General features: G+C 60.1%; 14 protein-coding genes. 10 read left to right on the forward strand and 4 right to left on the reverse strand.

What is annotated here, in order from left to right:
- The first annotated feature begins 135 nt into the window (after positions 1-135).
- The 3 genes from AB7933_RS17455 (at position 136) to AB7933_RS17465 (ending at position 3,640) form a co-directional block, all read left to right on the forward strand.
- Positions 136-1,512 carry an aspartate aminotransferase family protein gene (locus AB7933_RS17455; protein ID WP_024075469.1) on the forward strand — a complete coding sequence of 459 codons (1,377 nt, stop codon included), beginning with the start codon at positions 136-138 and terminating at the stop codon, positions 1,510-1,512.
- 27 nt (positions 1,513-1,539) lie between these two features.
- Complete coding sequence (locus AB7933_RS17460; protein ID WP_024075470.1) at positions 1,540-2,994, forward strand: aldehyde dehydrogenase family protein; 1,455 nt, start codon at positions 1,540-1,542, stop codon at positions 2,992-2,994.
- An 82-nt stretch (positions 2,995-3,076) separates the two neighbouring features.
- Entirely contained in the window at positions 3,077-3,640 is a 564-nt protein-coding gene (locus tag AB7933_RS17465) for a cytochrome b (protein ID WP_024075471.1), read from the forward strand.
- A 65-nt stretch (positions 3,641-3,705) separates the two neighbouring features.
- On the opposite strand, the gene AB7933_RS17470 is transcribed toward AB7933_RS17465, so the two are convergent.
- Positions 3,706-4,935 (reverse strand): hypothetical protein, encoded by a 1,230-nt coding sequence (locus AB7933_RS17470; RefSeq protein ID WP_024075472.1) that lies wholly within the window; start codon positions 4,933-4,935, stop codon positions 3,706-3,708.
- A gap of 49 nt (positions 4,936-4,984) precedes the next feature.
- Here AB7933_RS17470 and AB7933_RS17475 point away from each other — a divergent pair, with 49 nt between their 5' ends.
- Positions 4,985-5,107 carry a hypothetical protein gene (locus AB7933_RS17475; protein ID WP_024075473.1) on the forward strand — a complete coding sequence of 41 codons (123 nt, stop codon included), beginning with the start codon at positions 4,985-4,987 and terminating at the stop codon, positions 5,105-5,107.
- 147 nt (positions 5,108-5,254) lie between these two features.
- The gene (locus tag AB7933_RS17480; protein ID WP_024075474.1) at positions 5,255-5,992 is read left to right on the forward strand and encodes a DUF4198 domain-containing protein; all 738 of its coding nucleotides are present in this window, start codon (positions 5,255-5,257) and stop codon (positions 5,990-5,992) included.
- A 112-nt stretch (positions 5,993-6,104) separates the two neighbouring features.
- On the opposite strand, the gene flgG is transcribed toward AB7933_RS17480, so the two are convergent.
- The 3 genes from flgG to AB7933_RS17495 all read right to left on the reverse strand — a co-directional run bounded on the left by flgG (position 6,105) and on the right by AB7933_RS17495 (position 9,091).
- A complete protein-coding gene (flgG, locus tag AB7933_RS17485; protein WP_024075475.1) occupies positions 6,105-6,890 on the reverse strand; it encodes a flagellar basal-body rod protein FlgG in 786 nt (261 codons plus the stop codon).
- Positions 6,891-6,970: 80 nt separating this feature from the next.
- Entirely contained in the window at positions 6,971-8,287 is a 1,317-nt protein-coding gene (flgE, locus tag AB7933_RS17490; RefSeq protein WP_024075476.1) for a flagellar hook protein FlgE, read from the reverse strand.
- A 177-nt stretch (positions 8,288-8,464) separates the two neighbouring features.
- The gene (locus tag AB7933_RS17495) at positions 8,465-9,091 is read right to left on the reverse strand and encodes a dTMP kinase (protein WP_024075477.1); all 627 of its coding nucleotides are present in this window, start codon (positions 9,089-9,091) and stop codon (positions 8,465-8,467) included.
- A 912-nt stretch (positions 9,092-10,003) separates the two neighbouring features.
- Here AB7933_RS17495 and AB7933_RS17500 point away from each other — a divergent pair.
- From AB7933_RS17500 to arcD, 5 genes are all read left to right on the forward strand, one after another.
- The gene (locus AB7933_RS17500) at positions 10,004-10,855 is read left to right on the forward strand and encodes a sugar phosphate isomerase/epimerase family protein (RefSeq protein ID WP_024075478.1); all 852 of its coding nucleotides are present in this window, start codon (positions 10,004-10,006) and stop codon (positions 10,853-10,855) included.
- Positions 10,856-10,868: 13 nt separating this feature from the next.
- Positions 10,869-11,921 carry an isopenicillin N synthase family dioxygenase gene (locus tag AB7933_RS17505; protein ID WP_024075479.1) on the forward strand — a complete coding sequence of 351 codons (1,053 nt, stop codon included), beginning with the start codon at positions 10,869-10,871 and terminating at the stop codon, positions 11,919-11,921.
- 77 nt (positions 11,922-11,998) lie between these two features.
- Positions 11,999-12,802: an ABC transporter substrate-binding protein gene (locus AB7933_RS17510; RefSeq protein WP_041161208.1), complete on the forward strand. Its 804-nt coding sequence runs from the start codon at positions 11,999-12,001 to the stop codon at positions 12,800-12,802.
- Positions 12,803-12,917: 115 nt separating this feature from the next.
- A complete protein-coding gene (locus AB7933_RS17515) occupies positions 12,918-14,426 on the forward strand; it encodes an amino acid ABC transporter permease/ATP-binding protein (RefSeq protein WP_024075481.1) in 1,509 nt (502 codons plus the stop codon).
- 237 nt (positions 14,427-14,663) lie between these two features.
- Positions 14,664-16,154 carry an arginine-ornithine antiporter gene (arcD, locus tag AB7933_RS17520; RefSeq protein ID WP_024075482.1) on the forward strand — a complete coding sequence of 497 codons (1,491 nt, stop codon included), beginning with the start codon at positions 14,664-14,666 and terminating at the stop codon, positions 16,152-16,154.
- Positions 16,155-16,222 lie beyond the last annotated feature (68 nt).

A 16,222-nucleotide genomic window follows, 5' to 3' on the forward strand; every position in this document is an offset into this window, starting at 1 on the left:
TCGCACATCGCAAAAGTCCTGCAAATTGTTTATGTGCTGGAATGCAAGCAAACCATGTGCCGATTCGGGATACCGGCCTGGAACGCGCGCCGGAGATGATCGGCACACTTAAATAGACATTCCAGAGAGACCGTCATGAGTGAAGCCAAATTTCAATCCCTGCACTTTGCAGATGCCCCGCAGATTATTTCCGGCGAACTGCCCGGCCCCAAGACCCGCGAAGCCCTGGCGCTGTCGGCGCGCACCGAGTCGATGGCGCGCGGCGGCGGACGTATGCCGGTGGCCATGGACCGTGCCTTCGGTGCGACCTTCAAAGACCCCGACGGCAACACCTACATCGACCTGTCCGCAGGCGTCGGTGTCAGCAGCGTGGGCCGCTGCCACCCCAAAGTGGTGCAAGCGATTCGCGAACAGTCCGAAGTGCTGATGCATGCCCTGGAAATCAACAGCACCCGGCGTACCGAGTTGGCTGCCAAGCTTTCCGAAATCGCGCCCGAGGGTTTGCGTGGCGACTGCGTTACCTTCTTCACGCAAAGCGGCAGTGATGCGTTGGAGGCGGCGATCAAGTTCGCCAAGCGCGTCACCGGGCGGCACCAGATCATCGCCTTCCACGGCGGCTACCACGGCGTGTGGCACGCTTCCGGTTCGCTGACCACCGGCACGGCCTACCGCAAGGGCTTTGGTGCCCAGATGGGTGGGGTGATTCACGCGCCCTACCCTTACGCCTACCGCTTCCCTTTCGACACCACCCACAAGAGCGCCGAGCAGATCGCTGGTGAGTACATCGACTATCTGTTGAACACCCCCTACACCGCGGCCGATGACGTGGCTGCCGTGATCGTGGAGCCGGTACAGGGCGAAGGCGGCTACGTGCCACCCTCTGCGGAGTTCCTGCAACTGCTGCGCAAGGCCTGCGACCGCAGCGGCACATTACTGATTGTCGATGAAGTGCAATCGGGTGCCGGTCGCACCGGCAAGATGTGGGCGGTCGAACATTCCGGCGTGAAGCCCGACATGCTCACCTTCGGCAAAGGCATCGGCAGCGACCTGCCCATGGCCGGCCTGATCATGCGCTCGGACCTGGCGGCGCAGATTCCCGACGGTTCCATGCCCAACACGTTCGCCGCCAACTCGTTGTCGGCCGCGGTGGCACTGACCAACATCAGCATCCTCCAGGACCCGGACCTTGACCTCCTCAACCGCGCCCACACCCTGGGCCTGGAGGCACAGGCGCATATTCGCGCCTTCAACAGCCCGTTGGTCGGCGAAGTGCGCGGGCGCGGCCTGATGATCGGTATCGAACTGATCGAAGACCCACTCACCAAGGCGCCCCTGGCGGGCGAGAAGATCGGCCAACTGATGGGCTACCTGCTCAACCACGGTGTGCTGATGATTCCATGTGGCCGCTACAGCAACGTCATGCGCGTCATGCCTTCGCTGACCATATCTCGCGAGCTGTTCTTCAAGGCCCTGGATATCTTCGGCGACGCCCTGGCTTCTCTCAAAGCATGACCTTGCCCATTACTCGAGGACCGCAATATGACTGAGCACTTGAATCATTTCATCGAAGGTGTGTCCTGCGAAGCCTTCGACCGTCGTCGTATCAACCTGGTCAACCCCGTGAATGAACAGGTGTACGGCAGCTCCGCGCGAGGCACCCGCGAGGATGTCGACCGTGCGGTGGCCGCTGCACGCCAGCAACTGGAACGCGGCGAGTGGAGCCAACTCGACGGCGCCGCGCGTGGCCGACTGTTGTCGAAACTGGCCGACCTGGTTGAGCGCGACACTGAACTGCTGGCCGATCTGGACGCCAACGCTATCGGCCGCTCCCCCATCGAGCCGCGCCGGATGGACCTGCCCAACGCGATCGCCAACCTGCGCGCCGCCGCGGGCTGGGCCAACCAGCTTGAAGGTCGCACCATTCCCACCGGGGGTTACTTCGGCACCAAAACCCTGTCTTACACGGTGCGCGAGCCGGTCGGCGTGGTGGGTGCCATCGTGCCCTGGAACTCGCCGTTGATGATCACGGTGTGGAAGCTCGCTGCGTTGCTGGCGGCGGGCTGTACCGTCGTGGTCAAGCCATCGGAAGAAACCCCGCAGTCGGCTCTGCACCTGGCGCTGCTGGCGCAGGAAGCGGGCTTCCCGGACGGCGTGATCAACGTGGTCACCGGCTACGGCAATGAAGTGGGGCGCGCCCTGTGCGAACACCCGGATATTGCCAAGATCAGCTTCACCGGCAGCCCCGAGGCTGGGCGTGAAATCCAGCGCACCGCCGGTGTGTTGTTCAAGCGCGTGGCCTTGGAATTGGGCGGCAAGAGCCCGCAGATTGTGTTCGATGATGCGTCCTTCGACGACGCCCTGCGCGGCTGTACCCTCGGCCTGTTCGCCAACCAGGGCCAGGTGTGTGCGGCCGGTTCGCGGATCCTGGTGCAACGCAGCCTCGCCGACCGTTTTGGTGCAGCGCTGGCCGAAGCCGCACAGGCAGTGAGCGTGGGCGACCCTCGCGAGCCCGGCGTACAGATGGGGCCGGTGGCCAAGAAGGCTCAATTCGATCGCGTCAACCGCTACATCCAACTGGGCATCGACCAAGGCGCCACGCTGCTGGCCGGCGGCGTCTCGGCACCCAAGCAGGGCTGGTTCGTGCGTCCGACGATCTTCGCCAACGCCCGCAACGACATGGAAATCGCCCGGGATGAGATCTTCGGCCCCGTCGGCACGCTGATTACGTTCGACAGCGAAGACGAAGCGGTCGCCCTGGCCAACGACAGCAGCTACGGCCTGGCGGCCACGGTCTGGACCAGCGACCTGGTACGAGCGCACCGCGTTGCTGCGGCGGTGAAAGCTGGCGCCGTGGGCATCAACTGCTGGAGCCCATTGGACGCCAACCTGCCTTGGGGCGGCGTCAAGACCAGCGGTATCGGACGTGAAGGTGGGTTCAGCGGCGCGCTGGCCTACACCGAGGAGAAAGTCATCACCGTCCTCCTGCCCGCCTGAGCCTATTCGTTGTCCTGACCGAGCCACCCTCCAACGTTGAGGGTGGCCATTCAACCGTGCATCGATCCGTGGAGAACCTGACATGAACCCAATAGATCAACCGACAATCGATCGGTACCCGACCTCCCTGCGCGTGTTGCACTGGGTGCGTGCCGTGCTCGTGCTGGGCCTGCTCTGGGCCGGCTGGCATATGACTGGAATGAATGATGAGGTGGCGAGCAAATTCGAGCTGTATTACCCCTGGCACAAGTCCTTCGGGGTGTTGACGTTCCTGGTGGTCCTGACTCAGCTCGCCGTGCGCTTTCGCACCCCCAATTTGCCGCAGCCGCTGGAAACCCTGGCGGGCTATGAAAGGTTCCTGTCACGCCTGATTCAGCGCGCCATGTATGTGCTGTTGGTGATCGTGCCGTTGATGGGGTACTCCATGTCGAGCACGTTCACCATGAGCGACGGCGTGTTCTTTTTTGGGGTTAACCTGCCCGAGCTGTTGCCAAAGAATGACGATTGGTTCGTCGTGTTCCAATGGCTGCACAAAGTCCTCGCCTATAGCTTGCTTGTCCTGATCGTGCTGCATGTGGCGGGCGCCCTCAAGCATCGCTTCTACGACCGCGACCCGCGCAACGATGTGCTGCGCCGCATGCTCTGAATGGATGAGGCGTTGACGCAAAACGTCAACGCCTGCCTGGCCCCGCAACAGCCCTCAATGACAACTCAGAACGTCGCCCACACAATGAACTGCATGTACGTGTTGGTCGACGCGCTGCCGCTCTGCCCGCCCCCGTTGCCTAACCACTTCTCAGGTTTATAGAGGCCGATCAACGGCGAAAGCGTGATGTTATCCGTGACCATCCAATCCAGAAACAGGTCGACCTCCCGCGCCGCGAAGTCCCGTTCATTGCGACGGGACAGTTGATGGTAGTCGAAGGCCATCGCGTTCAGGGTCAATTTCTCGGTGGGCCGGACAGAGAGCAGCACGTCGTTGATCTGCATATTCGACGTCACTGAACCGGCGTAGTTGGACGCGACTTCACCCTGGTAGCGTTTGCGAAAGCCGCCCTGGAACAGGAAGTCCCATCCTTCGGAATAGCGCGAATAGCGATAACTGACCGTCGGCTGCCATCGCACATCGGTGAAGGTGTAGCCCGCGTCGAAGAACATCGCCCGCTGTGAACCGGAACGTTTTTCCTGGCGCGCCACCTCGAATGCGAAGTCGGCGTTCTCAATCCCGGCGTTGCCCTGCCCGCGAATGCTGTAGACATTCATGCCCTTGCGTTCAAGCCGATCTGCGAAGGCATATTTCTCATCCACATCCAGGCCGTGTATGTAGGTCGAACCGATCGAACCGATGGCGGTGGTGTAGTCGATAGTGCCCACTGCCAGTTCGGTCTTGGACTGCCCGGGGTTATCGGATTTCAACCATATCAAGCTGCCGTGCAGCCCTTCCTTGCCGCCCAGCTTCAGCACCGCCGTGTTGCCAAACGCCAGGCGTTGGCCAAGGTAAAAGGCGCCCCCCCTGTCGAACCGGCCATCGCGCACGCCCTCGATGGGGTTGAACGCCTTGCCTGGGTTGTAGCCATCATCGGTGATCAGGAAACCGTCCACCGTCACCAACTGGCGACCGAAAGAGAAATCCACACCGTCCTTGCCCAGGGCGGGCAGCAGGTCGCCTGATCTCCAGCCGAGGAAAGCATCTTCCACGTCAGTACGGCGCTCATTGCCCGCGGTGATCGCCCCTGCGTCCCCGTCGCCCCAGGTGCCGCTGCTGAGCAGGCTGAAACCGCCATAGACGGAGCCCGCGATGATCTTGTCGGTCGTGCCGTTGAGGCCATATTTGGCGTAGCCCTCCTGCCAGCGCATGCTGCCGGGCTCTTTCTCCGGGTCACCGACGTAGTTACGGGTACTCCATAAGTGGGCGCCTGACGCCAGGATTGCCCAGGCCATCAAGGACGGCGGCGCACGCCTGCTGATCCTGGATATCGGCAACCCGGGCATGCTTGCCAACGCAGCCAACGGCTACGAAGCGCTGCTGAGTTCCAACCTGGATGCCTTGCTGTCGGCCTTCGCGCCGGCCGGCGCTCCCGCGGCTGGCGTTCAAGCCGCGACGCCGCAGTGATCAACGTCGACCCTGGAGACTCAAGCCTGATGAAAACCCGAGATCTGGCCCACCCGCTACTGCTGGCAGGTGCCCTGCTGTTCTGCCAGGCCGCCTTGGCCCACGGCCCCGTTTTCGACTGCTATATCGAGCACGACGACTGGGTGAATGTACGTGGACGAAACGGCGCTGCCGCGCGCGGACAACCTGGAATTCGCCATCGTATTCACCCACCCGTTCTCTGCCGGGCCGACGATGAACATGGGGCAGCCCCTCGTCTTCAGCCAGGTCAGCGCTCACGGCGGGGAGAAAATCGACCTGCGTAAATACCTGCGACCCGTGCAGTGGCAGAGCCGCGATAATCAGGCGAACGCCTATCGTGCATCGATTCCACGGGAATTGGTGCGCTCCCTGGGGGACCATGTCTTTGTACTTGAACCCGAGCCCTACCTGGAAACCGCCGAAGACGTGTATATCCAGCAGTTCACCAAGCTGATCGTGAACGTCGGTGGCGTACCCGGCAACTGGTCGGAACCGCAAGGCCTGCCGGTTGAAATCCAACCCTTGAACAAGCCCTATGCCAACTGGACCGGCGGCGTGTTCCGCGCCTTGGTGCTGGCCGACGGCGAGCCCGTGCCGTTCGCCGAGATCGAAATCGAATACCTCAACCATGCGGTCGATATCAAAGGCAACGCCTTCGGCCAGCAGGACTATGTCACGGCCCCCCAAGCCTCGTTCAAATCCCTGAGTACCTATTCGGATGCCCAGGGCGTCGTCACCATCGGCCTTCCCCGTGCCGGCTGGTGGGGAATTGCAGCGCTGAACATTGGTAAGACTAAAACCTATAAAGGCAAGCACATCTCCCAGGACGCGGTGCTGTGGGTGCAGGCCAAGGATATGAAATAACCTGCTCCAGGGCAGGGCTCCTTGACGGCGCCCTGTCCTGCCTGCCACCCATGATGCACCTCCAGCATCGCCCCTCGTATTGCGCTGCAACCGTGCTCAAATCCAACCACCATCAGAGCTTCTGGGTAAGGTTGCTCAGCATCCCGTCAGCCGCCTTGATCACCTTGGCGTTCATTTCGTATGCACGCTGCGTCGTGATCATGTTGACCATTTCTTCAACCGTGCTGACGTTGGACGTTTCCAGGCTGTTTTGCAAAAGGGTGCCCAACCCCGCCAGGCCAGGCGTACCGACCTGCGGGGCCGAGCTGGCCGCTGTTTCGAGAAACAGATTGCCGCCGATCGCCTGCAGCCCCGCCGGATTGATGAAGTCAGCCGTTTGAATATTGCCGATGACCTGGGTCGCCGGGTTCCCGGCCACACTGATGGAGACCGTGCCATCGCGGCCAACCGTGAAGGTCTGGGCGTTGGCTGGAACCACAATGGCAGGCTCAAGCGCAAAGCCGTTCGCATTCACGATGCGGCCATTGGCGTCCAGGTGAAACGTGCCGTCGCGCGTATAGGAAGTCGTGCCATCCGGTTGCTGGATCTGGAAAAAACCGCGACCGTTGATCGCCATATCCAAGGGTTGCCCGGTGGCCTGCAGACCGCCCGCCGAGAAGTTTTTCTGCGTGCCCACAATGCGTACGCCGGTGCCCGTTTGCAGGCCGGAGGGCAACTCGCTGTTTTGTGTGGACGCTGCACCGGGCTGTCGATGAGTCTGGTACAGCAGGTCCTGAAACTCAGCGCGGTCACGCTTGAAACCGGTTGTCGAGACATTCGCAAGGTTATTGGAAATTGTAGTGAGGTTGGTGTCTTGGGCGGACAGACCCGTCTTGGCTACGTAAAGGGCTGGAAGCATGTTGACTCCTGAGCGCGCGACTCAGCGCACACTACCTGGCTGATTGATGGGGATTGAGAACGGCACGACGGGTGAGCGAGTTACTTCATCTGGATAACGGTCTGGAGCAATTTGTTCTGGGTCGTCAGGGTCTTTGCATTCGCCTGATAATTGCGTTGCGCTTGGATCAGGTTGACCAACTCATTGGTCAAATCGACGTTGGACGCCTCCAGCGAGTTGGACACGATTACCCCCGCAGAGTCCGCCCCAGGCGCGTCGATTCCGGGTAGGCCCGAAGCGAATGTCTCCTTCCATCGCGTTCCACCCGCAGGTTGCAAGCCCTGCTCATTGGTGAAACTGGCCAGTGCCACTTGGCCAATCGCCTTGGTTTGCCCGTTGCTGAAATTCGCATTCATGATGCCGGTGGCGTCGATCGTCAGGCCGCTGATCTGCCCGCTGGGATAACCGTCCTGCGCCGGCGCCGTATGAGTAGACGCGGCCGCGAACGAAGTGGTCTTGCCAAAATCAAGCGCTATGCCCGGCACGGCCCCGCGAGCGCCGTTAAGACTCCAGCTCGGTGGATGACCGCTGGCGTTGTTCATCACGCCGGGTCGCCACCCCGTCAACGTCAGCGTGTTTCCGGTTTTGCTCCAGCCTGTCCCCGCCGTCAGCGAGCCGAGGGTGCCGTTGGCGTTAAACGTGAGGTCGGCTTTGAGGCCCACGGGGGGTTGCTGAACAGGATCTGCCGGGCTGCGCCCGTCGATGAAGGTGTGTACCGTCCATGAGTTGGCGAGCGGAAGTTTGACGTAATACTGTTCCATGGCGTGCCTGTTGCCTTGTGAGTCATAGACAGGCGTGGCGACCATGTGGTTGTAACTGTTGGGATCTGCGGGATTAAATGTCGCCACGCTGGGGAGGCGTTGCGCTGAGTTCAGATTCACGGTCTGTTCGACACGCGTGGTGGCGTGAGGTGCAAGGTGGGACTTGTCGATCTTCAGATCAGCCAGCGCACCCTTGGCGATATTGCCGTTGAGATCCGCGCCATAGCCTTGAAGACGGTGGCCGGTGTTGTCGACCACAACGTTCTCGGCATTGACCTTGAACGCACCCGCCCGTGAGTAACTCAGTGATCCATTGTCGCCCAGCACAAAAAAACCGCTCCCTCGAATGCTGAGATCAAGGGCGTTACCGGTATTTTTGAGGTCACCTTGGTTGAACTGCTGGGAGACATTCGCCAGGCGCACGCCCCGGCCTATCGCACTGCTGACCGTCCCCAGCAGTGTTGTTGAATAGACATCGGCGAATTCAGCACGGGACGATTTGAACCCCGTGGTTGCCACGTTCGCGATGTTGTTGCCAGCCACGTCCAGTTGCTTATTGGCTGCGTTAATACCGCTAAGACCGTTAGTGAAAGACATGAGCCACTCCTCTGTGTAAGGAGCGATTGTACGGACGGGGTGTGGAGACTCAGCTGAGTGCGTGTGGAGGAACGGTGGAGATCACCGACCCAGACGCCGAGCCAGATCATCCAGAAGCCAGCGACCGGCTTTGCCCAAGGCACGATGTGCAGGTGTGCGGTGTAGGTCTGCACGCCGTTATCCACCTGGCCCCAGCCCTATCAAAGGGTAAATCCTGGAAATCACCCGCCTCGTGGCCTCTTCGATCGTTCCTTCATTGCGGCATAAAACCCAGTCGTTGTCGGCCATCGCGCGTTCAAACGCCTGGGTACAGGCACTATGTTCTTCCAGTGTCTGGGTCACTGTACTGCCCAGCCCACGCCGTCGCGCGGCTGCCCTGCCCCATGAAATCTCGGGGGCGGTGACAACGCCGACATGCAGGTCTGGCACTCGCACGTTTCGATCGATGTTCAATTGCAGGATATGTGCAAACGGGATTATCCGGCGAAACGCGGCATCGGAGGGGTACCAGCGGTCTATCAAAATGATGCTGCCTGGCGGCTGTTTATCCAGCACGTGCCGGGAGATCCAGGCACGGCTATCAGCAAAGCGCTCACACACCTCCCATTCCAGATCCCGGTTGGGGTCCCTGACGAGTTGGTTGACGAGGGCCATTGTTTCACCCCTGGAGGGATCGCTTTTTTTCTCGCACAGGCGGATGACCTTTTGGTTGTCTGCCCTCAGTACTTTCGTCACGGCCTCCAGCAACGTGGTTTTGCCGGCGCCCTTGGGGCCATCGAGAGAAACAAACAGCGGACGATTCATATTCCAGACAACGATTGATAGACGGTTTTTTGGGCCCTGTTCGTTCGCCGGAACGGCTTGGCGCGACGACGCGAATCGAGTGAAGGGGGCTGATGAAAAGGTATTGATGAACACTCTAACCTGGTTTCTGGCCAAGGGTTCTCAAAATCCTGGGTTACAGCCGATCAAGCACACGCCTCTTCTTCATGACCCGGCTCAGGTCGAGAACGGGCCCATCGCGGGGCAAGCCCTAATGCCGTTCAGTTGAGCGTACATCGCCTTCTGTAGGAGCGAGCTTGCTCGCGAAAAACCTCAACGATAACGCGTGTTGCCTGAATCAACGCGGCGCCTGTGAGTGCTTCGCGAGCAAGCTCGCTCCTACAAAAAGCCTTAACTGAACGGCATAAGGGCAAGCCTTAATGCCGTTTCAATTAAGCGTACATCGCCTTCTGTAGGAGCGAGCTTGCTCGCGAAAAACCTCAACGATAACGCGTGTTGCCTGAATCAACGCGGCGCCTGTGGGTTCTTCGCGAGCAAGCTCGCTCCTACAAAAAGCCTTAACTCACTGAGGTTGTCACCCTGCTTGAAAGCTACCTTCACAGGCCGACGGAGAATTGAGGAGAGGCACTTGAAGGTTTCTTAACGACTGGCTTGCCACTGGGCCGATCCGGGGCCTTTGAAGCCCTCCTCCCCCCTAATTCTTCCTATAGACCTGCGCGCAATAGTTTAGAAATCTCTGAACTATCTTTTTGCGCTGCCCTATTCTTTTCGCTCCTCGCCCTTCCCTATCATCGACGCCAATAAAGGAGCCCTCCCCTAGAGATGCGGCCCGAAGTTTGCCTTTTCTGATAGTCACTGCCGTTTGTCGTGCGTTTCGGTTTGCGCCGCAACGCCGCTGTGTCAATCACACGAAGGATTCTTTGGGGCACATCGATGAAACTGGAAATATTCCGCACGCTGTGGGGCTACACCGCAAGCAAGGCGCAAGCGCTCGAGGAGTTGCTTGAGGCCGGTTTCGATGGCATGGAAGCTCGCCTGCCCATGACCGCCAGCGAGCGTGCCGAGTTCGCAGCCTTTCTACGCGCTAACCATGTCAGCTATATCAGCACCGTCTTCAGCGCCTACGACGTCCTGCCGGAACAATCGGCGAGTGTCGACGAACACCTCCTGGACCTGGATAAGAAGCTCAGTTGGGCCGCCGAGTTGTCGCCGCGCTTCGTCAACCTCCTGGCGGGCAACGACCGCTGGCCACTGGCACAGCAAGTCGACTTCTTTGGCCGCGCCATGGACCTCGCGCGCAAGCACGACCAGGTGTGTGCTTTTGAAACCCATCGCGCTCGCTCGTTGTTCAACCCGTGGGTCACCCTCGAGCTGATTCGTCAACTGCCGGACCTGCGCTTCACCAGTGACATCAGTCATTGGGTGGTCACCTGCGAGCGCCTGCTCAACGATCCGTTCGACGACCTCAGCGCCTTCGTCGAACGCGTTCACCACATTCAGGCCCGGGTCGGTTATGACCAAGGGCCGCAAGTGCCCCACCCCGCCGCCCCCGAGTACGGCCCAGCGCTGGCCTTCCATCAGCAACATTGGGAGGCCGTCTGGCGCGCCCAGGAACTCCGCGGCTATCAAATCAGCACGCTGACACCCGAGTTCGGTGCCGACGGCTATCTGCATCACCTGCCCTTCACCAATGTACCGGTAGCCGATCTGTGGTCGCTGAACGTGTGGATGGCAAACACCGAGCGCGAGCATTTCCGGCGTTTCACCTGCGCCTCAACCCGATAAGGAGCGTTCCCTCATGCCTGACAAAACGCCCAAGAGCGCCAACTTCAGCCGCATTCCGGTGGTGGACATCGCCGGGCTTTACAGCGACGACATCACACAACGCCAGGCGGTCGCCGAAGAACTCGGTAACGCCGCCCGCGCGGTGGGTTTTCTGTACATCAAGAACCACGGCATCGCGTCGTCACTGATCGACGGCTTGCGCCACGCGGCGAAGGCGCTGTTTGCGCAATCGCTTGAGTACAAGATGCAGCATTACATCGGCACTTCCCGCAGCCACAAGGGGTTTGTGCCTGAAGGTGAAGAGGTCTATGCCAAAGGCAAACCGGATCACAAGGAGGCCTTCGATATCGGTTTTGAAGTGGGCGAAGACGATCCGCTGGTCATTGCCGGAACGCCGTTGATCGGCGCCAATGAATGGCCCGACCTGCCGGGTTTCCGGCCCGCGGTCGAAGCGTATTACGCAGCGGTGTTCGCATTAGGTCGTCGCCTGTTCAAGGGCTTCGCACTCGCATTGGGCCTGGATGAAGACTATTTCGACGCGTTGGTCACGCGCCCACCGTCGAAGCTGCGGCTGATTCATTACCCATTTGATACGGCGGCACAAGACGCGCCAGGCATTGGTGCGCATACCGACTATGAGTGCTTCACCATTTTGCTCGCCGACAAGCCAGGCCTCGAGGTGATGAACGATCAGGGGCAATGGATTGATGCGCCGCCCGTAGACGGTGCGTTTGTGGTCAATATCGGCGACATGCTGGAGGTCATGACCGCGGGGACGTTCGTCGCCACGGCTCACCGAGTGCGCAGCGTCAGCGAGGAGCGCTACTCCTTTCCACTGTTCTACGCGTGCGACTTCCACACCCAGATCAAGCCGCTGCCGCAATTTCTGGCGGGGGGTGAGGATTACGAGGAAATCACCATCGGCGAACACATGTTCGGCCAAGCGTTGCAGACCTATCAGTACCTGCGCCGCAAAGTCGAACGCGGCGAACTCAAGCTGTATGAGAAGGCACGCAAGCCCTCCAGCTTCGGCCACCTGAAGAACCAGGCGCAGAACGCGTCCTGATGCAACCCTCGACCGGTTCCAACAACCCTGTTTTAAAACCCGCCCAGTCCTACTTTACCGACGTGGAGTCATCGATGATGCGCAATCCAATGAATAATGTTGTTCGCTTGACCCTGCTTGCCGTCGCAATCCTGGGTTCGACTGGCGCCCATGCGGCGACCACGGTGACGCCCGGCATACTCAAGGTCGGCATGGAGATCACCTATCCGCCCTTCGAGTCCTACGACGAACATAAAAACGTCGTCGGCTCCGACCCCGAACTTGCGCACTTGCTCGCCAAGCACCTGGACCTCAAGGCTGACTTCGTTGACACCAAGTTTTCCAACCTGATCCTCAGCCTGAACGCCGGTCACTACGATGCGATCATCTCCGGCATGTACATCACTCCCCAGCGGCAGACTCAAGCGCAAACCATCGCATACGCCAAGACCGGTGCCGCAATCATGGTGCTGAAGGACAGCCCACTGAAACCGAAAGTACCGGAAGACCTTTGTGGCCTGAAAGTCGGCCTGGAAAAAGGCACCACGTGGGTGGCGCAGTTCAACACGCTCTCGACTGACTACTGCACCCCGAATAACAAGGGCGCGATTATGGTCAGCGAATTCCCGTCCGCCCCTGAAGTGACCCAAGCGCTGCTCTCCGGCAATGTGCAGGCTCAGGTAGAGATCGACGGCGCCGCCGGCATGATCGCAGAACGTACCAAGGGCCGCGTGGTCGTCAGCACCGAGCACTCGATCTACCAACAGACGCTGGGTATCTACGTCAAGAAAGGCAACGACGCGCTCTATCAGGCACTGCTCAAGGCCTTCGATGCGACGAAAGCGTCGGGGGAATACGCCACCCTGTTGAAGAAATACAACCTGGAAGCACCGACTAACTGACTCAGTACAGCCATGGCCTTCTGTAGGAGCGAGGGGGACGCCTAGTTCCTACAGAAGGCCATGGCTGACTGGCATTGGGGTAAAGCCCCGTCGGCGCGAGCAGTTGGAGATACACATGCAATTTGAATGGCCCTACTTTTTTTCTCTGTTTTCAGTCTCCGACTTCTGGAGCGCCTGCGTTACCGTGGTGCAGCTCAGCACGCTGGCCTGGTTCATCGGCATGCTATTGGGGTTCCTGCTGGCCTCGGCCAAACTCTCGGCCACGCGTTGGGTCAGCGTGCCGGCGTCGATTTATATCTGGTTCTTTCGCAGCGTGCCGCTGCTTGTCCTGGTGGTGTTCGTCTATAACCTGCCGCAGATGTTCCCGGTCACCCGTGAAGTACTCTCCAACCCCTTCTATTCCGGCCTGTTGGCCCTGGTGGTCACCGAAGCGGCGTACATGGCGGAAATTCACCGTGGCGGCTTGATATCCGTTGCCAAAGGCCAGAAAGAAGCCGGCCGCGCGCTGGGCATCGGCCTGCTCGGGCTACAGCGTCTGATCGTGATCCCGCAGGCGTTTCGCATTTCCCTGCCGACGCTGATCAACGAATATATCACCGTGGTGAAACTGACCTCGCTGGTCTCGGTGATTTCCTTGACCGAACTACTGACCGTAGGCCAGCGCCTGTACGCGCAAAACTTCCTGGTCATGGAAACCCTGTCGGCGGTGGCGGTGTATTACGTGCTGATCGTGACCGTGCTGGGCTGGCTGTTTCATTGGCTGGAACAACACCTGGAACTCAACAACCGCAAACCACACACCCTGGATGACATCAGCGTGCAGCGCCTGCGTGCGTCACAGGTGGCCCCGCCTTCCACGGGCGCTCGTACCGCGTTGGGAGCCGGCTCGGCGCCCGCCCTGCAACTGGTCGATATTCACAAGCGCTACGGCCAGCACGCGGTGCTCAAGGGCATCAACCTGAGCATTGATGTGGGTCAGGTGATTTCCATCATCGGCCCGTCGGGATCGGGAAAAACCTCGCTGATTCGAACGATCAACGCCCTGGAGAGCATCGACCAAGGCGAGATCATTCTGTTCGGCGAAAGTTATATCCACGCCGGTGACAACCCCCATGCGCAACAAGTCCGCCGTGGGGTGAAGCGCATCGGTATGGTGTTCCAGAGCTTCAACCTGTTTCCACATCGCACCATTCTCGACAACGTCACGCTTGCACCGCGCTATCACGGCGTCGACACGTTCGTCAGTGAGCAGCGTGCCTACGCCCTGCTGGACAAGGTCGGGCTGCTGGCGCACGCGCAAAAATACCCGCACCAATTGTCTGGAGGCCAGCAACAACGGGTGGCAATTGCCCGCGCATTGGCCATGGATCCCCACATCATGCTGTTTGATGAGCCAACGTCAGCCCTCGACCCGGAACTGGTGGGCGATGTGCTCAAGGTGATCGGCGACTTGGCCAAAGACGGCATGACCCTGTTGATAGTGACCCATGAGATGGACTTCGCCCTGTCAATTTCCGACCGGGTGATTTTCATGGAAAACGGTTTGGTTGCGCTGGATGCGGCGCCCGAGAGCATTCGTGCCGATCAGTGCGGGGACAGAATCAGGCAATTCATGCAGGTTTGAAGTCGACGGTCTAAAACGCGAGACGGTGGGTGGCTTACACCCTGCGCAAGCCAGCGGGACCCAGATCAGCGATTTTTTTTATAAACCCATTCAATCAGTTAGGTATTCCCACTGACCCGACGACACCTACATCTGATTTAAATCAACCAGGCCCTGGCCCTTCACGCAGAAATTAAGCGCAGCAGTCGCACCTTCGTACTCGATGGTGCAGAAACGCTAGTTTCCTGGAGGTTCGTCATGGCTACGCATCTACAAGGCTCCCAACCGATCGCCCCGCCGTCTGCCCAACCCGTTGCGGGCAGTCTGCACAAGGTTGAACCCAAGCGCCTGTCGTTGAGTCTGTTGATCGCCCTGGTGGTCGGCTCGATGATCGGCAGCGGCATTTTCAGCCTGCCACAAAACATGGCGGCCGGTGCGGGCGCTGGCGCGATCCTGATTGGGTGGTTGATCACCGGCGTCGGCATGCTGTCGCTGGCCCTGGTCTATCAGACCCTGTCCAACCGTCAACCGGCGCTGGACAACGGCGTATTTGCCTATGCCCGTGCGCTGGGCGGTGAATACCTGAGTTTCAATTCCGCCTGGGGTTACTGGATCAGTGCCTGGATCGGTAACGTCAGTTACCTGGTGATCCTGTTCGCGGCCCTGAGCTACTTCTTCCCGCTGTTCGGCGATGGCAATAACAAAGCCGCGATCGCCGGTGCATCCGTGGTGCTGTGGGCGTTGCACTGGATGATCCTGCGGGGGGTGCGCACCGCTGCCCGCGCCAACGCGTTGACGACCCTCGCCAAGATCGTGCCGTTGCTGCTATTCATCGGCCTGGTGATCGCGGCGTTCCAGCGTGAGACCTTCAGCGTCGACTTCTGGGGCGCACCCGCCTTGGGCAGTACGTTGGATCAAGTCAAAAGCACCATGCTGGTGACTGTCTGGGTGTTTATCGGGATCGAAGGCGCCAACGTGTTTTCTGCCCGGGCTGCGGAGCGCGCGAATGTCGGGCGCGCCACGGTGATCGGTTTTGTTATCACGCTGTTGCTGCTGATCGCGGTGTCGTTGCTGTCGCTGGGGGTTCTCAAACAACCGGAACTCGCTGCCCTCAAGAACCCATCGATGGCGGGTGTACTGCAGGTAGCGGCCGGGCCATGGGGGGCGGTGCTGATCAGTATCGGCTTGATCATTTCGGTGGGCGGCGCCCTGCTCGCCTGGACGCTGCTGGCCGCCGAGTCGGTATTTACGCCGGCCAAGGAAAAGGTCATGCCGGGCGCGCTGGCCACGGAAAATACCCAGGGCGTGCCCGCCAATGCGCTGTGGCTGACCAACGGCTGCATCCAGGTATTCCTGCTGTTGACCCTGTATTCGAGCGCCAGTTATCTCGCGCTGATCTCCCTGGCCACGTCGATGATCCTGGTGCCCTACCTGTTCAGCGGCCTCTATGCATTGAAACTGACCTGGCAGGGCACCACCTACGCCGGCCACCGCGCCCTGCAACTGCGCGACATGGCCATCGCGGCGGTCGCCACGCTGTATTGCGTATGGCTGCTCTACGCCGCCGGGCCTAAATACCTGCTGCTCAGCGCCCTCCTCTACGCCCCTGGCTCGTTGATCTACCTGGGCAGCATGAAAGCCCGTCAGGGGCAACCGCTCAGCGGCCCTGAAACCGGGCTGTTGATCATCATCTGGGCGGCCGCTGCCTACGCCGGCTGGATGCTGTGGTCGGGGACACTGACCTTGTAAGAGACCCCGTGTTCTGTCCTGGCAGGCCACGCCATGGATCTGCGTTGCCTGCCTTCTATCTGAGAGGA

The sequence above is a fragment of the Pseudomonas gorinensis genome (genome assembly GCF_042015035.1).
Classification (GTDB): domain Bacteria; phylum Pseudomonadota; class Gammaproteobacteria; order Pseudomonadales; family Pseudomonadaceae; genus Aquipseudomonas; species Aquipseudomonas gorinensis.

What these genes read in the sequence shown, in the direction of transcription:
- AB7933_RS17480 (WP_024075474.1), top strand. Translation starts at nt 5,255, where the DNA reads ATGTACGTGGACGAAACGGCGCTGCCGCGCGCGGACAACCTGGAATTC.
- flgG (WP_024075475.1), bottom strand. Translation starts at nt 6,890, where the DNA reads ATGCTTCCAGCCCTTTACGTAGCCAAGACGGGTCTGTCCGCCCAAGAC.
- AB7933_RS17500 (WP_024075478.1), top strand. Translation starts at nt 10,004, where the DNA reads ATGAAACTGGAAATATTCCGCACGCTGTGGGGCTACACCGCAAGCAAG.
- AB7933_RS17515 (WP_024075481.1), top strand. Translation starts at nt 12,918, where the DNA reads ATGCAATTTGAATGGCCCTACTTTTTTTCTCTGTTTTCAGTCTCCGAC.
- flgE (WP_024075476.1), bottom strand. Translation starts at nt 8,287, where the DNA reads ATGTCTTTCACTAACGGTCTTAGCGGTATTAACGCAGCCAATAAGCAA.
- AB7933_RS17470 (WP_024075472.1), bottom strand. Translation starts at nt 4,935, where the DNA reads ATGGCCTGGGCAATCCTGGCGTCAGGCGCCCACTTATGGAGTACCCGT.
- AB7933_RS17505 (WP_024075479.1), top strand. Translation starts at nt 10,869, where the DNA reads ATGCCTGACAAAACGCCCAAGAGCGCCAACTTCAGCCGCATTCCGGTG.
- AB7933_RS17495 (WP_024075477.1), bottom strand. Translation starts at nt 9,091, where the DNA reads ATGAATCGTCCGCTGTTTGTTTCTCTCGATGGCCCCAAGGGCGCCGGC.
- AB7933_RS17460 (WP_024075470.1), top strand. Translation starts at nt 1,540, where the DNA reads ATGACTGAGCACTTGAATCATTTCATCGAAGGTGTGTCCTGCGAAGCC.
- AB7933_RS17510 (WP_041161208.1), top strand. Translation starts at nt 11,999, where the DNA reads ATGCGCAATCCAATGAATAATGTTGTTCGCTTGACCCTGCTTGCCGTC.
- AB7933_RS17475 (WP_024075473.1), top strand. Translation starts at nt 4,985, where the DNA reads ATGCTTGCCAACGCAGCCAACGGCTACGAAGCGCTGCTGAGTTCCAAC.
- AB7933_RS17455 (WP_024075469.1), top strand. Translation starts at nt 136, where the DNA reads ATGAGTGAAGCCAAATTTCAATCCCTGCACTTTGCAGATGCCCCGCAG.
- arcD (WP_024075482.1), top strand. Translation starts at nt 14,664, where the DNA reads ATGGCTACGCATCTACAAGGCTCCCAACCGATCGCCCCGCCGTCTGCC.
- AB7933_RS17465 (WP_024075471.1), top strand. Translation starts at nt 3,077, where the DNA reads ATGAACCCAATAGATCAACCGACAATCGATCGGTACCCGACCTCCCTG.